The following is a 17,217-nucleotide window of genomic DNA, read 5'->3' as shown; positions in this document are numbered from 1 at the left end:
TCGATGTGATCCTGGACGGGCAGGCGGATCCCGACGATGAGGTCATTCCGGCTGTTCCGGAAACGCCCAGAACCAAAGAAGGGGATATCTGGATACTGGGAGATCATCGCATTGGCTGTGGGGACAGTCGTGACCTTGCGTTTTTGCAAAAGGTTGTCGGCGCAGATACAAACGTCGACGCGGCCTTTCTGGATCCGCCCTATAACGTGCGGATCAGCGGACATGCCAACACCAGCGACCGGCATCGGGAGTTTGCGATGGCGTCGGGCGAGATGACTAATTCTGAGTTCCGGACATTCCTCACCGAGACACTGGGCGCCTGCGCCACTGTCTCCCGCGATGGGGCCGTTGGGATTGTCAGAAGAAAATAGCTTGATGCTGATTTTCTCGTCGACTAGCCTCCGAGTATGATAAAAAAGAATCCGTTTCGGTATTTCAAGACATCTCCTCAAATCATCCGCCTAGCTGTGATGATGTATGTCAAATTTCCCCTTTCGCTTCGTAACGTTGAAGATCTACTCCACGAACGCGGCATCGACATTTGCCATGAAACAGTCCGCTATTGGTGGAACAGATTTGGCCCGCTTTTCGCCCGTGAGATACGAAAGAAACGGATCAATCGACCTCAAAATCATTCAAACTGGAAATGGCATCTTGATGAGGTTTTTGTGAAAATCAATGGCGAGATACATTACTTGTGGCGTGCCGTCGACCACGAAGGAGAGGTACTGGAAGCCTTTGTTTCCAAACGACGCGATCGCAAAGCAGCAATGGCTTTCCTTAAGAAAATCATGAAACGGTATGGGAAACCTCGTGCCATTGTCACAGATAAATTACGTTCTTACCGGGCTGCCATGAAAATCATTGGTAATGAAACAGCACAAGAGGTTGGCCGTTGGAAGAACAATCGCGGTGAAAACTCCCATCTGCCATTCCGACGACGGGAGCGAGCGATGCTGAGATTCAGGTGCCTACGAACTCTTCAGAAATTCGTCTCAATCCACTCATCATTCTATAATCACTTCAACCATGAACGTCACTTAACGAGCCGGAAGACATTCAAGCTTCAACGACAGACCGCCCTTAGCGAGTGGCAACAACTTGCTGCGGCCTAATGGGCAGACTTGTCTGCCTTACTGCGTTCCGCAGAGACAGTGTCGCATTCGTCTGACAGCACCACGGCGAGGCTTTGGCGGGGCTCGTCAATATCGAGACCCGGTTCCGGTACAACCCGGACGTCAAGAGCCTGGTGGCGATGGTGCCGGCGGTGATCCCGCTGCTGCTCATGCTGATCCCGGCCATGCTCGCGGCGCTCAGCGTGGTGCGGGAAAAGGAGCTTGGCTCGATCACCAACTTCTACGTCACGCCGACGACGCGGCTCGAATTCCTGCTCGGCAAGCAGTTGCCATATGTAGCGTTGTCTTTTCTGAGCTTTCTGCTGCTCACGCTGCTCGCGGTGACCATCTTCAGCGTGCCGCTGAAGGGCAGCTTCCTGACGTTGGCGGTGGGTGCGCTGCTCTATGTCGGCGCCGCCACGGCCGTGGGGCTGCTCATCTCCACCTTCATGCGCAGCCAGATCGCGGCGATCTTCGGCACGGCGGTGCTCACCATCCTGCCGGCGGCGAACTTCTCCGGCATGATCGACCCGGTCTCGTCCCTCGAAGGGATGGGCCGGCTGATCGGCGAGATATACCCGACCACGCATTTCCTGACCATCGCGCGCGGCACCTTCTCGAAGGCCCTCAACTTCTCCGACCTGCATACCGCCTTCATCCCGCTGGCGCTGGCCGTGCCGGTCCTGATCGGGCTGTCCGCCGCGTTGCTCAAGAAGCAGGAGCGCTAGTCCATGCGCATCGCCAATATTTTCCACCTCGGTGTTAAGGAGCTGCGCAGTCTAGTCCGCGACCCGATCATGCTCGTGCTGATCGTCTACGCCTTCACCGTTTCGGTCTACACGGCGGCCACGGCCATGCCGGAGACCCTCAACAAGGCGCCGATCGCGGTTGTGAACGAGGATCGCTCGCCGCTGTCCTGGCGCATCGTCAGCGCCTTTTACCCGCCGTACTTTGTTTCCCCAGACGTGATCGATCAGGCAGAGATGGACGCCCGCATGGACGCCGGCCTCGACACCTTTGCTCTCGACATCCCGCCCAACTTCCAGCGCGACCTTCTGGCGGGGAGGCGGCCAACGGTCCAGCTCAACGTCGATGCCACGCGGATGGGCCAGGCCTTCACCGGCAGCGGCTATATCCAGACCATCGTCAGCGACGAGGTGCGCACCTTCGTGCAGCGTTACCGCGAGATTGCCGAACTGCCCGTCGATCTGGCGCTCCGGGCCCGCTTCAACCCGCAACTCAACAAGTCATGGTTCGGCGCGATCATGGAGGTCATCGACAACGTGACCATGCTCTCCATCATCCTCACCGGAGCGGCGCTGATCCGCGAGCGCGAGCACGGAACGGTCGAGCATCTGCTGGTCATGCCGGTCACCCCCTTCGAGATCATGACGAGCAAGGTGTGGGCGATGGGGCTCGTCGTGCTCGCCGCCACCGCCTTCGCGCTCACCGTCGTCGTACAGGGCTGGCTGTCCGTGCTGATCGAAGGCTCGCTCGCGCTGTTTCTGGCGGGTGCGGTGCTGCATCTGTTCGCGACCACCTCGATGGGCATCTTCCTCGGCACTGTTGCCCGCTCCATGCCGCAGTTCGCCCTGCTGCTCATGCTGGTGCTGCTGCCGCTGCAGATGCTCTCGGGCGGCATGACGCCGCGCGAGAGCATGCCGGAGGCCGTGCAGTACATCATGCTTGCGGCGCCCAGCACGCACTTCGTGATGCTCGCCCAAGCGATCCTTTACCGCGGCGCGGGCTTCACCGCCGTTTGGCCGCAGTTCCTCGCGATCGCCGTCATAGGGGCCGCGCTGTTCGGCTTCGCGCTCGCGCGGTTCCGTCGCACCATCAGCACCATGGCTTGAGAGGAGGCAATTGACACCGGGACAAAAGGTCAGAACACTCCCGCCCGGGCGCTCGGCGCGGCCCGCTGTTTCCCCCTGTTTTCGGCGCCGCGACCGCAAAGCAGCGCCTATTTTCTTCAAGAAAATAATGAAACGGTATGGGGAACCCGAAGCTATTGTGACAGGCAGAGCGCGCTCATACGGTGCGACGATGAAAGTGATCAGAAGCACGCCATTACAAGAAAAAAAGGCGTTGGTTGAACAATCGCTGTGAAAACTCACATCTCCCATTCCGCCGACGGGAGCGAGCGATGTTGAGGTTCAGGTGCCTGTGAACTTTTCAGAAGTTTGTCTCGGTTTACGCTTCAGTCCATAACCACCTCAACTATAACCACCACTTAAACAGCTGAGAAATAAATAAGCTTCTACGAAATGCCGCACTGGCCCAATGGCAGGAACTGGGAGTTGCATAATATTGTTACCGTTGTGCCATTTTTGCCAAACGGAGACATGGCCGCATTAGTCTGACAGCACCGCCATTTACCCCTGGCAAATAATTTCTCTTATCTGGCGATGCAACCGCCCGTAACAGGGCGGATTTTCGCTCCACTATCGGTCGCAGTCACATATCAACCGGTTTCACATTGACCGGTATATTCGCGATAGTGTAGATACGAAACTATGAGTATTAAAACTGACATCGATCCGAATGCAATGCGCGGCGCGGCCAGTCAGGCGAGCGAGCTTCTGAAGGCGCTTTCAAATCAGCACCGGCTGATGATTCTCTGCCGCTTGACGGAAGGGGAGGCGTCAGTCGGCGAACTTGCAAAATTTCTCGGCATTCGCGATTCCACCGTCTCCCAGCATCTTTCGCTGCTCCGCCGCGACGGCATCATCGCCGGCCGCCGCGAGGGTCAGACCATCTGGTACCGGATCGAAAGCGGGGAGGCCCGCGACGTCGTGGAGGTCCTCTACAGATCCTTCTGCAAGCCCGGCCGCTGAGCGACGGGGCGCCGAGATCAATCATTGATCGAGGCCGCGTCCGGCCTCCGCATCTCGTCCCCGATGTAACAGCTGGCCTGTGGCTGACAGGGGTCATCGCCCGGATGCATTGCAAGTCATCTACTCACGTATTTTCGCCGTCCCGCCCCGCGATGCCTCTTATTCGTCCAAAGCCAAAATAAAAAGCTGGCCAGAAGCATCGGCAAAATCTTCTTGACGTAATCGTATATACGGATATATGAAGATACGTATTATATGTGCAAAACATCATCCTATGGATCACAGGAGAAGTCCGATGTCTCTCGATCGTTCTGTCCTTGCCTTTGCCGGTTTTATGGTTCTGCTCTCCGTGGCGCTGACGGTGTGGGTCTCGCCCTATTTCGTCTGGCTGACGGTATTCGTTGGTGCCAACCTGTTGCAGTCCGCCTTTACCGGCTTCTGTCCGGCGGCGCTCGTCCTTCGCAAGCTGGGGGTAAAGCCCGGGCCTGCTTTCTGACCGGCGGAAAAGTCTCATGCGTCTGCTAATTGCCCTCGCCCTTTTGATTGGGGCATCGCCCGTGCTTGCCGCGCCGTTTGAAGTCGCGTTGCAGCCTTTCACCGAATGGAAGGCTGTTTATGGCCGGGTTGAGGCCCGGGATCTCGTGCCGGCACGGGCTCGTATCGGCGGCACGGTGGTGGAGCTTCTCGTCTCGGAGCGGGACGAAGTGGAGGCAGGCGCGAAAATTGCCGTTGTGCGCGACGAGAAAATCGCCTTTCAGATCGCCGCCTATGATGCGGAACTGCGTGCCCTCCGTGCCCGCCTTGTTCGTGCGGAAGCCGAGCTTGAGCGTGGCCGCTCGCTGATCGAGCGGGGCGTTGCCACCGCGCAGCGTCTCGAACAGCTCGCGACAGATGTTGAGGTGGTGCGAAACGAGATCGCAGCGACCGAGGCGCAGCGCGCCGTTGTCCTGCAGCAGGGCGAGGAAGGCGAGGTGCTCGCCCCCATCGCCGGGCGGGTGCTGAGCGTTCCCGTGACGCGCGGCGCGGTGGTCATGGCGGGCGAATCTGTCGCCATGATTGGCGGAGGCGGCTTTTATTTGCGTCTCGCGATTCCCGAGCGGCACGCGTTCGATCTTGAAGAAGGGGCGGATATTCGCATTGTTGCGGGCGGATCGGAAGCCGGCGGGAAGCTCGTCAAGATCTATCCGCAGATCGATAACGGCCGTGTCATCGCGGATGTGGAGGTGGCGGCGCTCGATGACACATTTGTCGATGCGCGCGTCCTTGTCGAGATTCCGGTCGGCGTGCGCGACGCCTTGCTCGTGCCCGAAAGCGCCCTCACGACCCGCTCCGGTCTCGATTTCGTCCGTGTCGTGACGCCGGGCGGCGAGATTTTGCGCGCCGTTGTTCCCGGCGAGCGGCTGATGCGCGATGGTATCCCCCATGTCGAGATTCTGACCGGCCTCCATCCCGGAGAAACGATTCTGCTGCCATGACGTCTCCATCTGATCGGCTCGGCATTGCCGGTGCGCTCACCCGCGCCTTTATTACGTCCCCGCTGACGCCACTGCTTCTTATCGCGGCCTTCGCTTTCGGTCTCATCGCCCTCACGGCTCTGCCGCGGGAGGAGGAGCCGCAGATCTCCGTGCCCATGATCGATATTTCGGTCCAGGCGGTGGGCCTTCGGGCGGAGGATGCGGTCAAGCTGGTGACCGAACCGCTTGAGATGATCGTCAAGGGGATCGACGGGGTCGAGCATGTCTATTCGCGGACCAATGACGATCATGTGCTTGTCACCGCGCGTTTCCTTGTCGGCACATCGACGGATGCGGCCGTCCTTCGCGTGCATGAGAAGATCCGTGCCAATATGGACCGCATCCCGGTAGGGATCCCGGAGCCGCTGATTGTCGGGCGGGGGATCGACGATGTCGCCATCATTACCCTGACTCTGACGCCGACGCCGGAAGCGGCACGTTCCATCACGCCCAATGATCTCACCCGCGTTGCCCGCGAGCTTCAGACGGAACTTGCCAAGATCGACGACGTGGGCCTCACCTATCTCGTCGGGGCGAGCGACGAGATGATCCGCATCGCGCCGGATCCGGCCCGGCTCGCCCTCTACGGGGTGACGCTGCAGCAGCTTGCCCGCAAAGTGACCGATGCGAACCGCGCCTTCCCGACGGGCCTTGTCCGCGACGGGGGTGAACAGATCATGCTGATGGCCGGTGAAACGCTCGCTACGCCGGCGGCGATCGGCAACCTGTTGCTGACCTCGCGCGATGGCCGTCCCGTCTATGTGCGGGATGTGGCCGCTGTCAATTTCATTACGGATATCGGCGAGACGCGGGTCTCGACGCTGACGCGGAGCGGTGAGGGGGTGGAGCGCGTGCCAGCCGTCACCGTCGCCCTTGCCAAGCGCGCGGGCGCGAATGCCGTTACCGTCGCGGACCGTATCCTCGCGCGGCTCGATACGCTGCAAGGCGTGCTGATACCAGAGGAAATGACCGTCGAGGTGACGCGGAACTATGGCGAGACGGCGAATGAGAAGGCCAATGAACTTCTCCTCCATCTCGGCCTCGCGACCGTCTCGATCATTCTCCTCGTCTGGCTTGCCATCGGCCGGCGGGAGGCGATGGTCGTTGCGGTGGTCATTCCCGTCACCATCCTGCTGACGCTGTTCGCGTCCTGGGCGATGGGCTATACGCTCAATCGCGTCTCGCTGTTCGCGCTGATCTTCTCCATCGGTATCCTTGTCGATGATGCCATTGTCGTGATCGAGAATATCGCGCGGCACTGGCGAAAAGATCCGGAGCGGCCGCGGCGGGACACCGCAATCGCCGCCGTCGCCGAAGTTGGCAACCCGACCATTGTTGCAACGCTCACCGTCGTTGCCGCGCTCCTGCCGATGCTGTTCGTCTCGGGCATGATGGGTCCTTACATGAGCCCGATCCCGGCGAATGCCTCGGCGGCGATGATATTCTCCTTCTTCGTTGCGGTCATGGTAACGCCGTGGCTCATGTTGAAGATCGGCGGCAAGGCGCGCCTCGGTGAGGCTGCGCCGGATCACGCGACAGGCGGCATGCTCGGGCGGATTTTTGCCGCTGTCGCCCGGCCCGTTCTTGCATCGAAAGGACGAAGCTGGCTCTTTCTCATCCTTGTCGGGATCGCGACGCTCGGCTCGCTCGCGCTTCTTTACAGCCGGGATGTGACGGTCAAACTGCTGCCGTTCGATAATAAATCCGAACTTTCGGTGACGATCGACCTGCCGGAAGGTGCATCGCTCGAGGATACCGACGCGGCGGCAGTGGCCATCGCGCGGGCCGTGCTGGCGCTGCCTGAGGTGGTTTCGGGGCAGACCTATGCCGGCGCAGCGGCGCCTTTCAATTTCAACGGTCTTGTCCGCCATTCCTTCTACCGGACGTCGCCGCATCTTGGGGAGGTTGCCATCAATCTCACGCCGAAAGATGCGCGCTCGCGGGCAAGCCATGACATCGCCCTCGATATCCGCGAGCGCATCAAGGCCGTGCCGGTGCCCGCGGGCACCAGCCTGAAAGTACTCGAGCCGCCACCCGGCCCGCCGGTGATGGCGACGCTGCTGGCCGAAATCTACGGCCCCGACGCCGAGACGCGGCGGCAGGTCGCGGCGAAGGTTGAGGCCGCGTTCCGCAGCGTGCCCTTTATCGTCGATGTCGACAATTCCTACGGCGTTGCGGCGCGGCGGCTCCGGGCAACGGTCGTTTCGGACAATATGGAGTTCTTCGGCGTCGAGGAGGGGGATGTGTTCGATACCCTCGCGATCCTCAACGGCGGCTCGACGGTCGGTTATTCCCATCGCGGCGGCGGGCGGCAGCCGATCCCGATCCGCATCGCCCGGCCGAAGGGCGAGCGGGTACTGGATGAGCGGTTCCTGACAACGCCGATCCCGACCAATGTCCTGCCGGGGAATGCCGGCGTCGTCGAGCTTGGGGATGTGATCACTGTGTCGGAAGAATATGCTTCGCTGCCGATCTTCCGCCGCAACGGCCGCGCCGCCGAGATGGTGACGGCGGAGCTTGCCGGCGATTTCGAGGCGCCGCTTTATGGCATGATCGCCGTCATGGACGCGCTCGACGCCGAGGACTGGGGAGATCTTCCAAAGCCTGTCATTTCACTTCATGGCCAGCCGGAGGATGAAGCGTCGCCAACGCTGCTCTGGGACGGGGAGTGGGAGGTGACATGGGTGACGTTCCGCGACATGGGCGCGGCATTTATCGTCGCGCTTCTCGGCATTTATATCCTGGTCGTCGCGCAGTTCCGGTCCTTCACCGTGCCGCTTGTCATCCTGACCCCGATTCCGCTGACCTTTATCGGCATTCTCGGCGGTCACTGGCTGTTCGGCGCGCCCTTCTCGGCGACGTCGATGATCGGCTTCATCGCCCTGGCCGGCATTATCGTGCGCAACTCGATCCTGCTGGTGGATTTCATCCGACATGCGCCGCGCGAGGTGCCGGTTGATGGTAATGAGACGGCGGGCGGGGACGCCGTGCCGGTGCGGCGGCGGGAGCTTGTGGAAATCCTCATCGAGGCAGGTTCCATCCGTTTCAAGCCCATCCTGCTGACGGCGCTCGCCGCGATGATCGGGGCGGCGGTCATCCTGGCGGAGCCGATCTTTCAGGGGCTCGCGATCTCGCTGCTGTTCGGCCTTGCCTCCTCGACGCTGCTGACCGTGCTGGTCATTCCGGCAATCTACCGGGTACTGCGGACGTGAGGCAACGCCCCCGGCCTATAGCGTAAGGCAGCCCCGGACTATGTTCCGGGGCTTCGGAATTCGCTGAAAACCTTCAGGCGGTCTCCGGCTTCAGCATCATCAGCGCCGCCCGCTCGCAGGTGCCGCAGAGAACATTATCCTGGTTGAAGGCTTCATGGCGGAGCGTGACAATGCCTTCACCGGGGCGCGTCGCACTCTTGCGTTTGGAAACCACGGTTGTCCGGATATGGACGGTATCGCCTTCGAAGAGGGGATGGGGAAACTTCACCTTTTCCATGCCGAGATTGGCAATCGTAGTCCGGAAGGTTGTCTGGTTGACCGACATTCCGACCATCAGGCCAAGCGTCAGCAGGCTGTTGACAAGCGGCCGCTTCCAGACGCTTTCCGCCGCCGCATGCGCGTCAATATGCACGGGCTGGGTGTTCATTGTCAGAAGCGAGAACCAGCGATTATCCGTTTCCGTAATCGTCCGGGTCCATTCGTGATCAAACACCATGCCTTCTTCAAATTCTTCAAACCACAAACCAGCCATTTTTCAACTCTCCATAGGGACTTCAATTTCAATCAGGGGTTTGCCAAGCGGGACGGTATCTCCCTCTTTGCAATGAATGGACGCGACGCGGCCGCTCCGCCCGGCGCGAAGCGAATGCACCAGCTTCATGGCCTCCATCTGCAGGATCGGATCGCCTTCCGTGACGGTATCGCCGACGCGGACGAGGATCTCGGTGATCAGCCCGGGCATCGGCGCGGAAAGATCGTTGGGCTTGCGGAGTTCTTCGAAACTTTTCGGCGGCGCATCGACGGAATAGCCGAGCGTCGCGCGGAGCGACTGGCCGTTCCAGGTGACATGGAGAACATTCCCCTCGCGGATCCAGCGAACGGGCGCGTTCCTGAATGTTTTCTCGGTGGCGGTCAGGATATCGCCAAGCTCGATGCTTTCATCACCGATGCGGAAACGGGCGGCGCCGTGGCCAATCTCGGCAAAGACCGTCACCTCGCCGGCGCTGTCGAGAAGGTCGATCAGGCAGGTCGCCGGGCGGCGCGCCCCCATGACGCGAAAGCCATCTCGGCGGTGCCAGAGACCGCTCCGGGCGGGCGAGGGGTCTGAAAGCCAGAGCGCCGCGGCCAAAGCCCGGAGCTCCGTGAGATGCATTTTGCCGGCCTTCCAGCCGTCCGGAAAGTTCTGCTTCAGAAACGCGGTCGTTGCCCGCCCCTCCTGAAAATCCGCGGCCCCGAGGCAATCAAGCAGGAAGGCCTGGTTGGTCTCGACGCCAAGGAGCGCACTTTCGCTCACGCCCCGGGAGAGCGCGTTGAGTGCGGCGGCCCTGTCCCTGCCGTGGGCGATAAATTTTGCCAGCATGCTGTCATAATAGGGCGTGACGTCGGAGCCGGTGGCGACGCCGGTATCAAAGCGGAGCTCGGGCGGCGTCTCGACCTTCACGAAGGTTCCGATGCTTGGCTGAAAATCATCCGCCGGGCGTTCGGCGGCAAGCCGCGCCTCGATGGCGTGGCCTTGCGCGCGGATCTCGCCTTGCGTCAAGGGGAGGGGGAGCCCGGCCGCGACCCGGAGCTGCCAGTCAACGAGGTCAATGCCGGTAATCATTTCGGTCACCGGATGTTCGACCTGCAGCCGTGTGTTCATCTCGAGGAAATAGGGCTGATCGTCATCCGCTGCCATGATGAACTCGACCGTGCCCGCCGATCTGTAGCCGATCTCCCGGCCGAGCATCAGGGCGGTATCGAAAAGCTTCCCGCGCACCGCCTCGGGCAGATTGGGGGCGGGCGCTTCTTCGAGGATTTTCTGGTTGTTGCGCTGGACGGAGCAATCGCGCTCGAAAAGATGGACGAGATTGCCGTGCGTATCGCCCATGATCTGGACTTCCAGATGGCGGGGAAGTTCGATGTATTTCTCGATCAGCAGTGCGTCATTGCCGAAGGCGGAGAGCGCTTCAGCGCGGGCGAGCTTGAGCTCGCGGGTGAGATCCGCCGGGTTCCGAACAAGGCGGATGCCCCGCCCGCCGCCGCCTGCCGAGGCCTTTATCAGGACGGGATAGCCTATTCTTTCAGCCTCCGCCCTAAGCCGCGCCTCACTCTGATCGTCGCCGTGATAGCCCGGAACGGTGGGCACGCCCGCCGCTTCGGCAATACGCTTGGCCTCGATCTTGGAGCCCATGGCGCGGATGGCGCCAGATGACGGCCCGATAAATAGGATGCCTTTCTCCTCGCAGCGCTCGGCAAAGGCTGCATTCTCAGACAGAAATCCATATCCCGGATGCACGGCATCGGCGCCGCTCACCTCGATGGCTTCTATGATGGCATCAATATTCAGATAGCTTTGCGTGGCGGGGGCGTTGCCGATCCTGATTTTCTCATCCGCCATTTGCACATGGAGGGCCGCGGCATCGACATCGGAATAGACGGCAATTGTCTCAAGACCGAGCCGTTGGCAGGTTCGCATGATGCGGCAGGCAATCTCCCCGCGGTTGGCGATGAGGACGCGGCGAAGAGGATTTGGCGCTTTTTCAAAAAGGGAACTCATGACCTCATTCCTCACATTCTATAGACGGGGCGGTAGCCGGTTTGCGGAGCCTGCATCGCGCCGATAGCAAGGCAGAGCGCCAGCGTCTGGCGGGTATCGGCAGGCTCAATGATGCCGTCGTCCCAGATCCGTGCCGTGCAGTAGTAGGGGGCGGATTTTTCCTCAAACATGTCCCGCACCTTCTGCTCATAGGCCGCGAGCTCCGCCTCGGTCGCGGGTTCCTTCGAGATGCTCGCCCGGCGAAGGTCCATAAGAACGGAGGAACCGACATCGGGGTTCATGCCGCCAAGGCGGGCATTTGGCCACATGAACATGAAGCGCGGCCGGAAGCCGCGGCCGCTCATGCCGTAGTTCCCGGCCCCGTAGGACCCGCCGGTGACCAGCGTGTAGCGGGGAACGCGTGTGTTCGAGACCGCATAGACCAGTTTGGCCGAGTTTTTGGCGATGCCGTTGCGCTCCGCCTCCGAGCCGACCATAAAGCCGGTCGTGTTCTGCATAAACAGCAGCGGAATGTTGCGCTGGTCGCAAAGCTCGATGAAATGCACGCCCTTCAGGGTGCTTTCCGACATCAGCACGCCGTTATTGGCGATAATTCCGACGGGCAATCCCTCGATATGCGCGAAGCCGCAGAGCAGTGTCGCCCCGTAGAGCGGCTTGAACTCATGAAAGGCGCTATCATCGACCAGGCGGGCGATGATTTCGCGCTGATCGAACGGCACCGTAAGATCGACAGACGCAATGCCGGTAAGCTCGGCCGGGTCATAGCGCGGCGGGAGCGGCGCACGGATATCCCCATGCAGGGTTTGCGGGTAGTTCAGGGCACCGACCATATCGCGAAGCTTGGCGATCGCCTCCTTTTCATCGACGGCGAAGTGATCGGAGACACCGGATAGGGTGCTGTGCATCCAGGCCCCGCCGAGGTCGTCGCGATTGATAATCTCGCTGATCGCCGCCTTGACGATCTGCGGTCCGCCGAGATGAATGGAGGAATTCTTGGCGACCATGACGAATTCATCGCAGAGAGCCGGGATATAGGCGCCGCCCGCTGTGCATTCGCCAAACACCGCGGCGAGCTGGGGGAGACCCTTTGCGGACATGCGGCACTGGCGGTAAAAGGTGCCGCCGAAATGTTCCTGATCGGGAAACACATCCTCGAGATTTTCAAGATTGGCGCCGCCGCAATCGACAAGATAGATGATCGGCAGGTCATTCTCATACGCGATATCCTGGGCGCGAATGTGCTTGCGCACTGTTTCCTTATAGAAAGATCCGCCCTTGACGGTTGCGTCGTTGGCGATAATCACGCAGGTCACGCCGCGGACCGTTCCGATCCCGGTAACAATCCCGGCCGATGGCAGGCCATTGTCATATAGTCCGAGTGCGGCGAGCGGGGAGAGTTCGAGAAACGGGGTCAGGGGATCGACCAGCAAATCGATCCGCTCCCGCGCGAGAAGTTTTCCGCGTTCGCGGTGACGGGCGACAATTTTCTCGCCGCCGCCCGCCAGCGCCCAGTCGAACCTATCGCGCAAGTCAGAAATAAGACCGTCGTAAATCGCCTTGTTTTTCGTGAACTGCGGATCTTGAGGATTGCAATTACTTGTAAGAATTGTCATCGATCGTTCTCTTAAATCCTGGGCTAAATTTGCACGCTGCTGCGCTGCTGAGCGGTCTTGTTGTCGACGAGCAGGCCGCTGATGGTGAACTCCGCCTCGCTTTCGAGCCAGCGGACGTGGTCGGCGCGAAGGCGGGTGAGGGACTGAAAGAGCGTCCGAACCGCTTCCTCGTCGGGAGCCGTGCCTGCGCCGCCCGAGTTCACCAGCTCGAGCGTGATATGATCGCGGCCATTGAATTCGCTAACTTCAGCGCGGGCCGCGGTGATCTGATTGCTTCCGCGCACCAGCGCCTCGATATGTCCGGGGTAGATAAAGATCTCGCGCGCCTTGACAGCGGCGCCCGTTCGCCCCTCCAGCGGTGATATCCGCTCCGCGCCGCCATCCTCGGAAAGCGTGATCGCATGGGCGACATCGCCGGTTCCGAAGCGGATCATCGGCCAGCCGCGGGCAAGGGTTGTGACGACGATCTCGCCCGATTGGCCGAGGGGTAAAGGCGCGCCGCTTACGGGATCGCAAATCTGGACATAGCGATCGTTGTGAATGCGGTAGCCATCTTCACCGGCGCGCTCGAAGCCGATCAGGCCGAAATCGGCAGTCGCGTAACAGGACCATGTTTTAAGGCCGTAGCGGCTTTCAATCGCGCGGCGCTTCGCCGTCCAGTCGCCAAACTCACCGCCGAGAAAAGCGTGTTTCAAATGCCAGTCGGCCGGCAATTCCCTGCCATCGCTTGTAAGCTGTTCGACGAGGGTTGCAAAATAGGCGGTACTGCCGAGAAAGACGGTGGCTTTCAGGTCGCAGAGCAATTTCGCCTGCAGCGCCGTATTGCCGGTGCCCGACGGAATGACGGTCGCGCCGACGGCACAAAGGCCCTGATCGAACAGCATCCCGGCCGGCACAAGATGGTAGGCCCAGCTGTTGAGCGCGATGTCGCCGGGGCCGATCCCGGCCTCTTTGAACATTTTGTCCATGCCGTGGCCGCTCTTGTCCCGGGCGAGACCCGGTTCGCAGATCGGGCCGGGAGAGACATAGATATGGGCGATCTCCGTGATGTCGCAGGAGAGGAACCCGGCGAACGGCGGATTGGCGGCCTGCAGGTCCATCAGCCGTTCCTTTGTGAGCACCGGCAGGCGGCTGAGGGCGCTCGCATCGGTGAGGTCGGCGGGCGAAAGACCCGCCTTCTCAAACCGCTCCCGAAGCGCGGGCGCCCGGGTCACCGCCTCGCCATAGAGGCTCTGCATAATCGAAAATCTGTTCATGATAAAATCATCCCAGCCAGCGCTTGCGGCGCCTGTAATGTTTGACATCCCGGAAATTGCGGCGATTTTCCTCGCCGGTGAAGCCGAGATAAAATTCCTTTACATCCTGGTTGTTCTGCAGCTGGTCGCGGGTCCCGTGGAGGACGATGCGGCCGTTGTCCATCACGTAGCCATAGTCGCACTGGCCGATCGCCGCATGGGCATTCTGTTCGACGAGGAAAATCGTCAGCCCTTCGTCGCGCTTGATCTGGCCGATCACCTCAAAGAGCTGCTGGATCAGAATGGGCGCGAGGCCCATCGACGGTTCATCCAGCATCAGGATGCGCGGGCGCGCCATCATTGCTCGTGCGATGAGCAGCATCTGCATTTCACCGCCCGAGAGAAATCCCGACGTCCGCTTCAAAAGATCGGCGAGGCGGGGGAAGTAGTGAAAGACCTTTTCACGGTCCTCGCGTATGCCTGCGCTGTCTTTTCTAAGATGCGCGCCGACCATCAAATTTTGTTCGACAGTCAGATGCTCGAGGACCTTGCGGCCCTCGAGAACCTGAACGATACCCTTGGCGAAGATATCCGTCGGGTCGCCGTTGGTGATGTCTTCACCATCCAGCAGGATGCGTCCCGCCGTTACCTTGCCAAGATCCGCGTGGAGCAGGCCCGAGATTGCCCTGAGCGTTGTGGTCTTGCCGGCACCGTTCGATCCCAGCAGAACCACCATCTGGCCATCCGGAACCTCCAGATTGACGGATCGCAGCACCTGGATGACGCCGCTATACACCAGATCCACGTTATTCAGTACCAATCCCATAGGCCTACCTCCGGTTCGCGGGAAAGCGGGTTACCATTTTTCGAGTGCAGGAACTTCCATCCAGACATCGCCGAGCGGGTGGATCTCGCCGTTTTCCATGATTTCCGCGGTGGCCTTGATCTCACCGATCGGGAAGGGGGCGGTCGTATCGAAATCCAGCGTCGGCAGCGCGCCGAGCAGCTCTTCCTCGGTGAACTGGTTCTCAAGAAGCGCGTTCCGCATGGCGGTGCCATCGACATTGTCGACACCGACCTTGGCAATCGCCTTCTCGAGCGTGCGAAGCGCCAGAATGGCCTGCGCCGCGGACTGTGCGGTGATCAGGGTCCACTCACCCTCTTTCTTGTGCTCGTTGAAGAGGTCGCGGATCGGCAGGGTTGCTTTTGTCGGCGGCGCAAAGGAAAAGGCCGAATAGGCGCCGTTGAGGTCCGCCGGATCGATGCCCTTGGCCGCTTCCGAAAGACCGTTATGGGTCGAGCTGATAATCGGAATGGAAAGGTTCAGATCCTTCAGTGCCTTGGCCGTCGCAACGACCTGGGCCGTCGTTCCGCCAACCAGGATAACATCGGGGTTTTTCTGGGACATGGCGCGAATGTTGTTCGTCAGCGAGACGGGCGAGGGGTCGACCCACTGGATATCGACCATCGCAAAGCGATCAGGGTGCATTTTCGCGAGCTTCTCGACGCCGTTCACCTGGTCGACGAAGCCCGCCCTGTTCTGGGTGCTGACCGCACCGATGTTAAGGACGCTGCCTTTCTTCTTCTGCATCTCGCTCAGAAGGCCCGCAAACTCGTGGCTGTAGGTCGGGCGGATGGAGTAATGCCAGCCGTCGGGCTCCCAGACGAGGCCAATCATGGCGGTCCCGAGCAGCAACGGCACCTTGTCATTCGGCAGCCGCTTCATCAGGGTCACCATGTCGGGCGAGCCGAAGCCGAGATGCATGATCGGGTGATCGGTGGTGAGAATTGACGGCCAGGTCTTGGCAATAACCGACGCATCATAGCGCATATCGTAGATCTTGATATTGACCGTGACGCCGAGCTCCTTGCCGGTGGTTGCGTTCCACCAGTCGGCAATCGTCGTGATCCCGGACATGGCATTCGGCATGACATCGGCGAACGGCCCCGAGAAGTCGGCGCTGGTGCTCATTATATATTCCTTGGCGGACGCCGGCAGACTGACCAGCGCTCCCATGGCAATCGCAAGCAGTGTTGATTTTAGTCGCATTGTATCCTCCCTGTTAAAGTGGGGAATATCCCCCTCATTCCAGCGTGTTCCCTAGTTGCGGGGGAACGGCCAGAGCTGAAATGTGGTCTGGAGAACCGACCATCGGTGCGCCAAGCCACGTGGTTCGAAAATCAGGGCCAGCAGGATCAGCCCTCCGAGTACAATTGACGTCAGGGCGAAAATCGCGCCGCCGCCGCTGCCGGCACCGGACTGCAACGCGAATGTCGCCACCCCATGCAGCCCTTCCTGAACAAAAGTAATGAACACGACACCGAGGACCGCCCCGATGGGGCTGTGGATCCCCCCGACGATGAGCATCCCGAGATACCAGACCGAGGCGAAGAGGGTGAAACTCTCGACGGTCACGAACTGAAGGAAATAGGCCGTACAGCCGCCCGCAACCCCGGCAAACAGCGAGCCTGTAAAAAAGGCGAGGGCCTTGATTTTGAGGACATTCATGCCCATCACCTCGGCGACGACGTCATTGTCGCGCACCGCAATGAGGGCGCGCCCGAACCGGGTGCGGCGGAGATTGAAGGCAAGGACGCTGAGCGCCAGCACGATCGCCAGCGTCAGAAAATAAAAGTCGACGGGGGACGAGATGGTGAAGGAGCCGATCGACGCGCTGGTCACCGGCATGCCGACCAGGCCGCCGAGCCAGTTCGCGGGCAGGGCGAAGATGATCGTCGGGAACATGATCTGGGCGGCAAGGGTGGTGAGGGCGAGATAGAATCCCTTCACCCGCGCCGCCGGCAGCGCGAAGATGATGGAGACAAGGCCCGTGACAAGCGCGGCGAGGGGGATGGCGGCCCAGAAGGGGACACCAAATTCCGAGAATTTCGCCGTCATCAGCGCGCCGACGCCGACGAATGCCGACTGCGCAATATTGATCTGCCCGGCCATGCCGACGGTGATATAGAGCCCGTAAACGGCCATCAGCGAGATAAACATATAGGTCATGACGCCGAGAAAATAGGGACCGGATACAAGCGGCACGCAGCAGAGCGCGACCAGCAGGGCGCCGAGCCAGACACGGGATCTGACGGTTTTCAGAAGCCGGGCTTCGCTGCTGTAGCTTTCGAAATAAACACCAGTGGGCAGCATG

Annotated in this window: 13 protein-coding genes and 3 pseudogenes; 9 read left to right on the top strand and 7 right to left on the bottom strand. The window is 60.6% G+C overall.

Annotated elements, in window-relative coordinates; translation table 11 throughout:
* From V7Z56_RS10800 to V7Z56_RS10765, 9 genes and pseudogenes are all read left to right on the top strand, one after another.
* Positions 1-371, top strand: a pseudogene (locus V7Z56_RS10800) (DNA methylase N-4); the annotation flags it as partial.
* Between the two features lie 36 nt (positions 372-407).
* Positions 408-1,115 (top strand): IS6 family transposase, encoded by a 708-nt coding sequence (locus V7Z56_RS10795; RefSeq protein WP_334129447.1) that lies wholly within the window; start codon positions 408-410, stop codon positions 1,113-1,115.
* Between the two features lie 62 nt (positions 1,116-1,177).
* Positions 1,178-1,843: pseudogene (locus V7Z56_RS10790) on the top strand (ABC transporter permease); the annotation flags it as partial.
* A gap of 3 nt (positions 1,844-1,846) precedes the next feature.
* Positions 1,847-2,968, top strand: a complete 1,122-nt coding sequence (locus V7Z56_RS10785) for an ABC transporter permease (protein ID WP_334129445.1) — start codon at positions 1,847-1,849, stop codon at positions 2,966-2,968.
* A gap of 82 nt (positions 2,969-3,050) precedes the next feature.
* Positions 3,051-3,420, top strand: a pseudogene (locus V7Z56_RS15695) (DDE-type integrase/transposase/recombinase); the annotation flags it as partial.
* A 208-nt stretch (positions 3,421-3,628) separates the two neighbouring features.
* Positions 3,629-3,949, top strand: coding sequence for an ArsR/SmtB family transcription factor (locus tag V7Z56_RS10780; protein ID WP_334129444.1), 321 nt, complete (start codon positions 3,629-3,631; stop codon positions 3,947-3,949).
* 295 nt (positions 3,950-4,244) lie between these two features.
* Positions 4,245-4,445, top strand: a complete 201-nt coding sequence (locus V7Z56_RS10775; protein ID WP_334129443.1) for a YgaP family membrane protein — start codon at positions 4,245-4,247, stop codon at positions 4,443-4,445.
* Between the two features lie 16 nt (positions 4,446-4,461).
* On the top strand, positions 4,462-5,424 hold the full coding sequence (locus tag V7Z56_RS10770; RefSeq protein ID WP_334129442.1) for an efflux RND transporter periplasmic adaptor subunit: 963 nt from the start codon (positions 4,462-4,464) through the stop codon (positions 5,422-5,424).
* The gene (locus tag V7Z56_RS10765; protein WP_334129440.1) at positions 5,421-8,675 is read left to right on the top strand and encodes an efflux RND transporter permease subunit; all 3,255 of its coding nucleotides are present in this window, start codon (positions 5,421-5,423) and stop codon (positions 8,673-8,675) included. Before V7Z56_RS10770 ends, V7Z56_RS10765 begins: the two co-directional genes overlap by 4 nt.
* A gap of 73 nt (positions 8,676-8,748) precedes the next feature.
* Here V7Z56_RS10765 and V7Z56_RS10760 read toward each other — a convergent pair whose 3' ends face one another.
* From V7Z56_RS10760 to V7Z56_RS10730, 7 genes are read right to left on the bottom strand one after another with little or no spacing between them, the layout of a single operon-like run.
* The gene (locus V7Z56_RS10760) at positions 8,749-9,207 is read right to left on the bottom strand and encodes a MaoC family dehydratase (protein ID WP_334129438.1); all 459 of its coding nucleotides are present in this window, start codon (positions 9,205-9,207) and stop codon (positions 8,749-8,751) included.
* A 3-nt stretch (positions 9,208-9,210) separates the two neighbouring features.
* A complete protein-coding gene (locus V7Z56_RS10755) occupies positions 9,211-11,214 on the bottom strand; it encodes an acetyl/propionyl/methylcrotonyl-CoA carboxylase subunit alpha (protein WP_334129437.1) in 2,004 nt (667 codons plus the stop codon).
* 11 nt (positions 11,215-11,225) lie between these two features.
* Complete coding sequence (locus V7Z56_RS10750) at positions 11,226-12,827, bottom strand: carboxyl transferase domain-containing protein (RefSeq protein WP_334129436.1); 1,602 nt, start codon at positions 12,825-12,827, stop codon at positions 11,226-11,228.
* 23 nt (positions 12,828-12,850) lie between these two features.
* Positions 12,851-14,083, bottom strand: coding sequence for a phenylacetate--CoA ligase family protein (locus V7Z56_RS10745; protein WP_334129435.1), 1,233 nt, complete (start codon positions 14,081-14,083; stop codon positions 12,851-12,853).
* Between the two features lie 7 nt (positions 14,084-14,090).
* A complete protein-coding gene (locus V7Z56_RS10740; RefSeq protein WP_334129434.1) occupies positions 14,091-14,888 on the bottom strand; it encodes an ABC transporter ATP-binding protein in 798 nt (265 codons plus the stop codon).
* 30 nt (positions 14,889-14,918) lie between these two features.
* Positions 14,919-16,112 carry an ABC transporter substrate-binding protein gene (locus V7Z56_RS10735; protein ID WP_334129433.1) on the bottom strand — a complete coding sequence of 398 codons (1,194 nt, stop codon included), beginning with the start codon at positions 16,110-16,112 and terminating at the stop codon, positions 14,919-14,921.
* A 51-nt stretch (positions 16,113-16,163) separates the two neighbouring features.
* Complete coding sequence (locus V7Z56_RS10730; RefSeq protein ID WP_334129432.1) at positions 16,164-17,216, bottom strand: branched-chain amino acid ABC transporter permease; 1,053 nt, start codon at positions 17,214-17,216, stop codon at positions 16,164-16,166.
* Position 17,217 lies beyond the last annotated feature (1 nt).

It is taken from the genome of Sneathiella sp. (assembly GCF_036844445.1).
In the GTDB taxonomy this organism is placed as follows: Bacteria; Pseudomonadota; Alphaproteobacteria; order Sneathiellales; family Sneathiellaceae; genus Sneathiella.
The sequence above is the reverse complement of the archived record's forward strand: the minus strand, read 5'-3'. Positions and strand labels throughout refer to the sequence as shown.

Coding starts and splice junctions, on each gene's coding strand:
- V7Z56_RS10795 (WP_334129447.1), top strand. CDS start 408: ATGATAAAAAAGAATCCGTTTCGGTATTTCAAGACATCTCCTCAAATC.
- V7Z56_RS10785 (WP_334129445.1), top strand. CDS start 1,847: ATGCGCATCGCCAATATTTTCCACCTCGGTGTTAAGGAGCTGCGCAGT.
- V7Z56_RS10780 (WP_334129444.1), top strand. CDS start 3,629: ATGAGTATTAAAACTGACATCGATCCGAATGCAATGCGCGGCGCGGCC.
- V7Z56_RS10775 (WP_334129443.1), top strand. CDS start 4,245: ATGTCTCTCGATCGTTCTGTCCTTGCCTTTGCCGGTTTTATGGTTCTG.
- V7Z56_RS10770 (WP_334129442.1), top strand. CDS start 4,462: ATGCGTCTGCTAATTGCCCTCGCCCTTTTGATTGGGGCATCGCCCGTG.
- V7Z56_RS10765 (WP_334129440.1), top strand. CDS start 5,421: ATGACGTCTCCATCTGATCGGCTCGGCATTGCCGGTGCGCTCACCCGC.
- V7Z56_RS10760 (WP_334129438.1), bottom strand. CDS start 9,207: ATGGCTGGTTTGTGGTTTGAAGAATTTGAAGAAGGCATGGTGTTTGAT.
- V7Z56_RS10755 (WP_334129437.1), bottom strand. CDS start 11,214: ATGAGTTCCCTTTTTGAAAAAGCGCCAAATCCTCTTCGCCGCGTCCTC.
- V7Z56_RS10750 (WP_334129436.1), bottom strand. CDS start 12,827: ATGACAATTCTTACAAGTAATTGCAATCCTCAAGATCCGCAGTTCACG.
- V7Z56_RS10745 (WP_334129435.1), bottom strand. CDS start 14,083: ATGAACAGATTTTCGATTATGCAGAGCCTCTATGGCGAGGCGGTGACC.
- V7Z56_RS10740 (WP_334129434.1), bottom strand. CDS start 14,888: ATGGGATTGGTACTGAATAACGTGGATCTGGTGTATAGCGGCGTCATC.
- V7Z56_RS10735 (WP_334129433.1), bottom strand. CDS start 16,112: ATGCGACTAAAATCAACACTGCTTGCGATTGCCATGGGAGCGCTGGTC.
- V7Z56_RS10730 (WP_334129432.1), bottom strand. CDS start 17,216: ATGCTGCCCACTGGTGTTTATTTCGAAAGCTACAGCAGCGAAGCCCGG.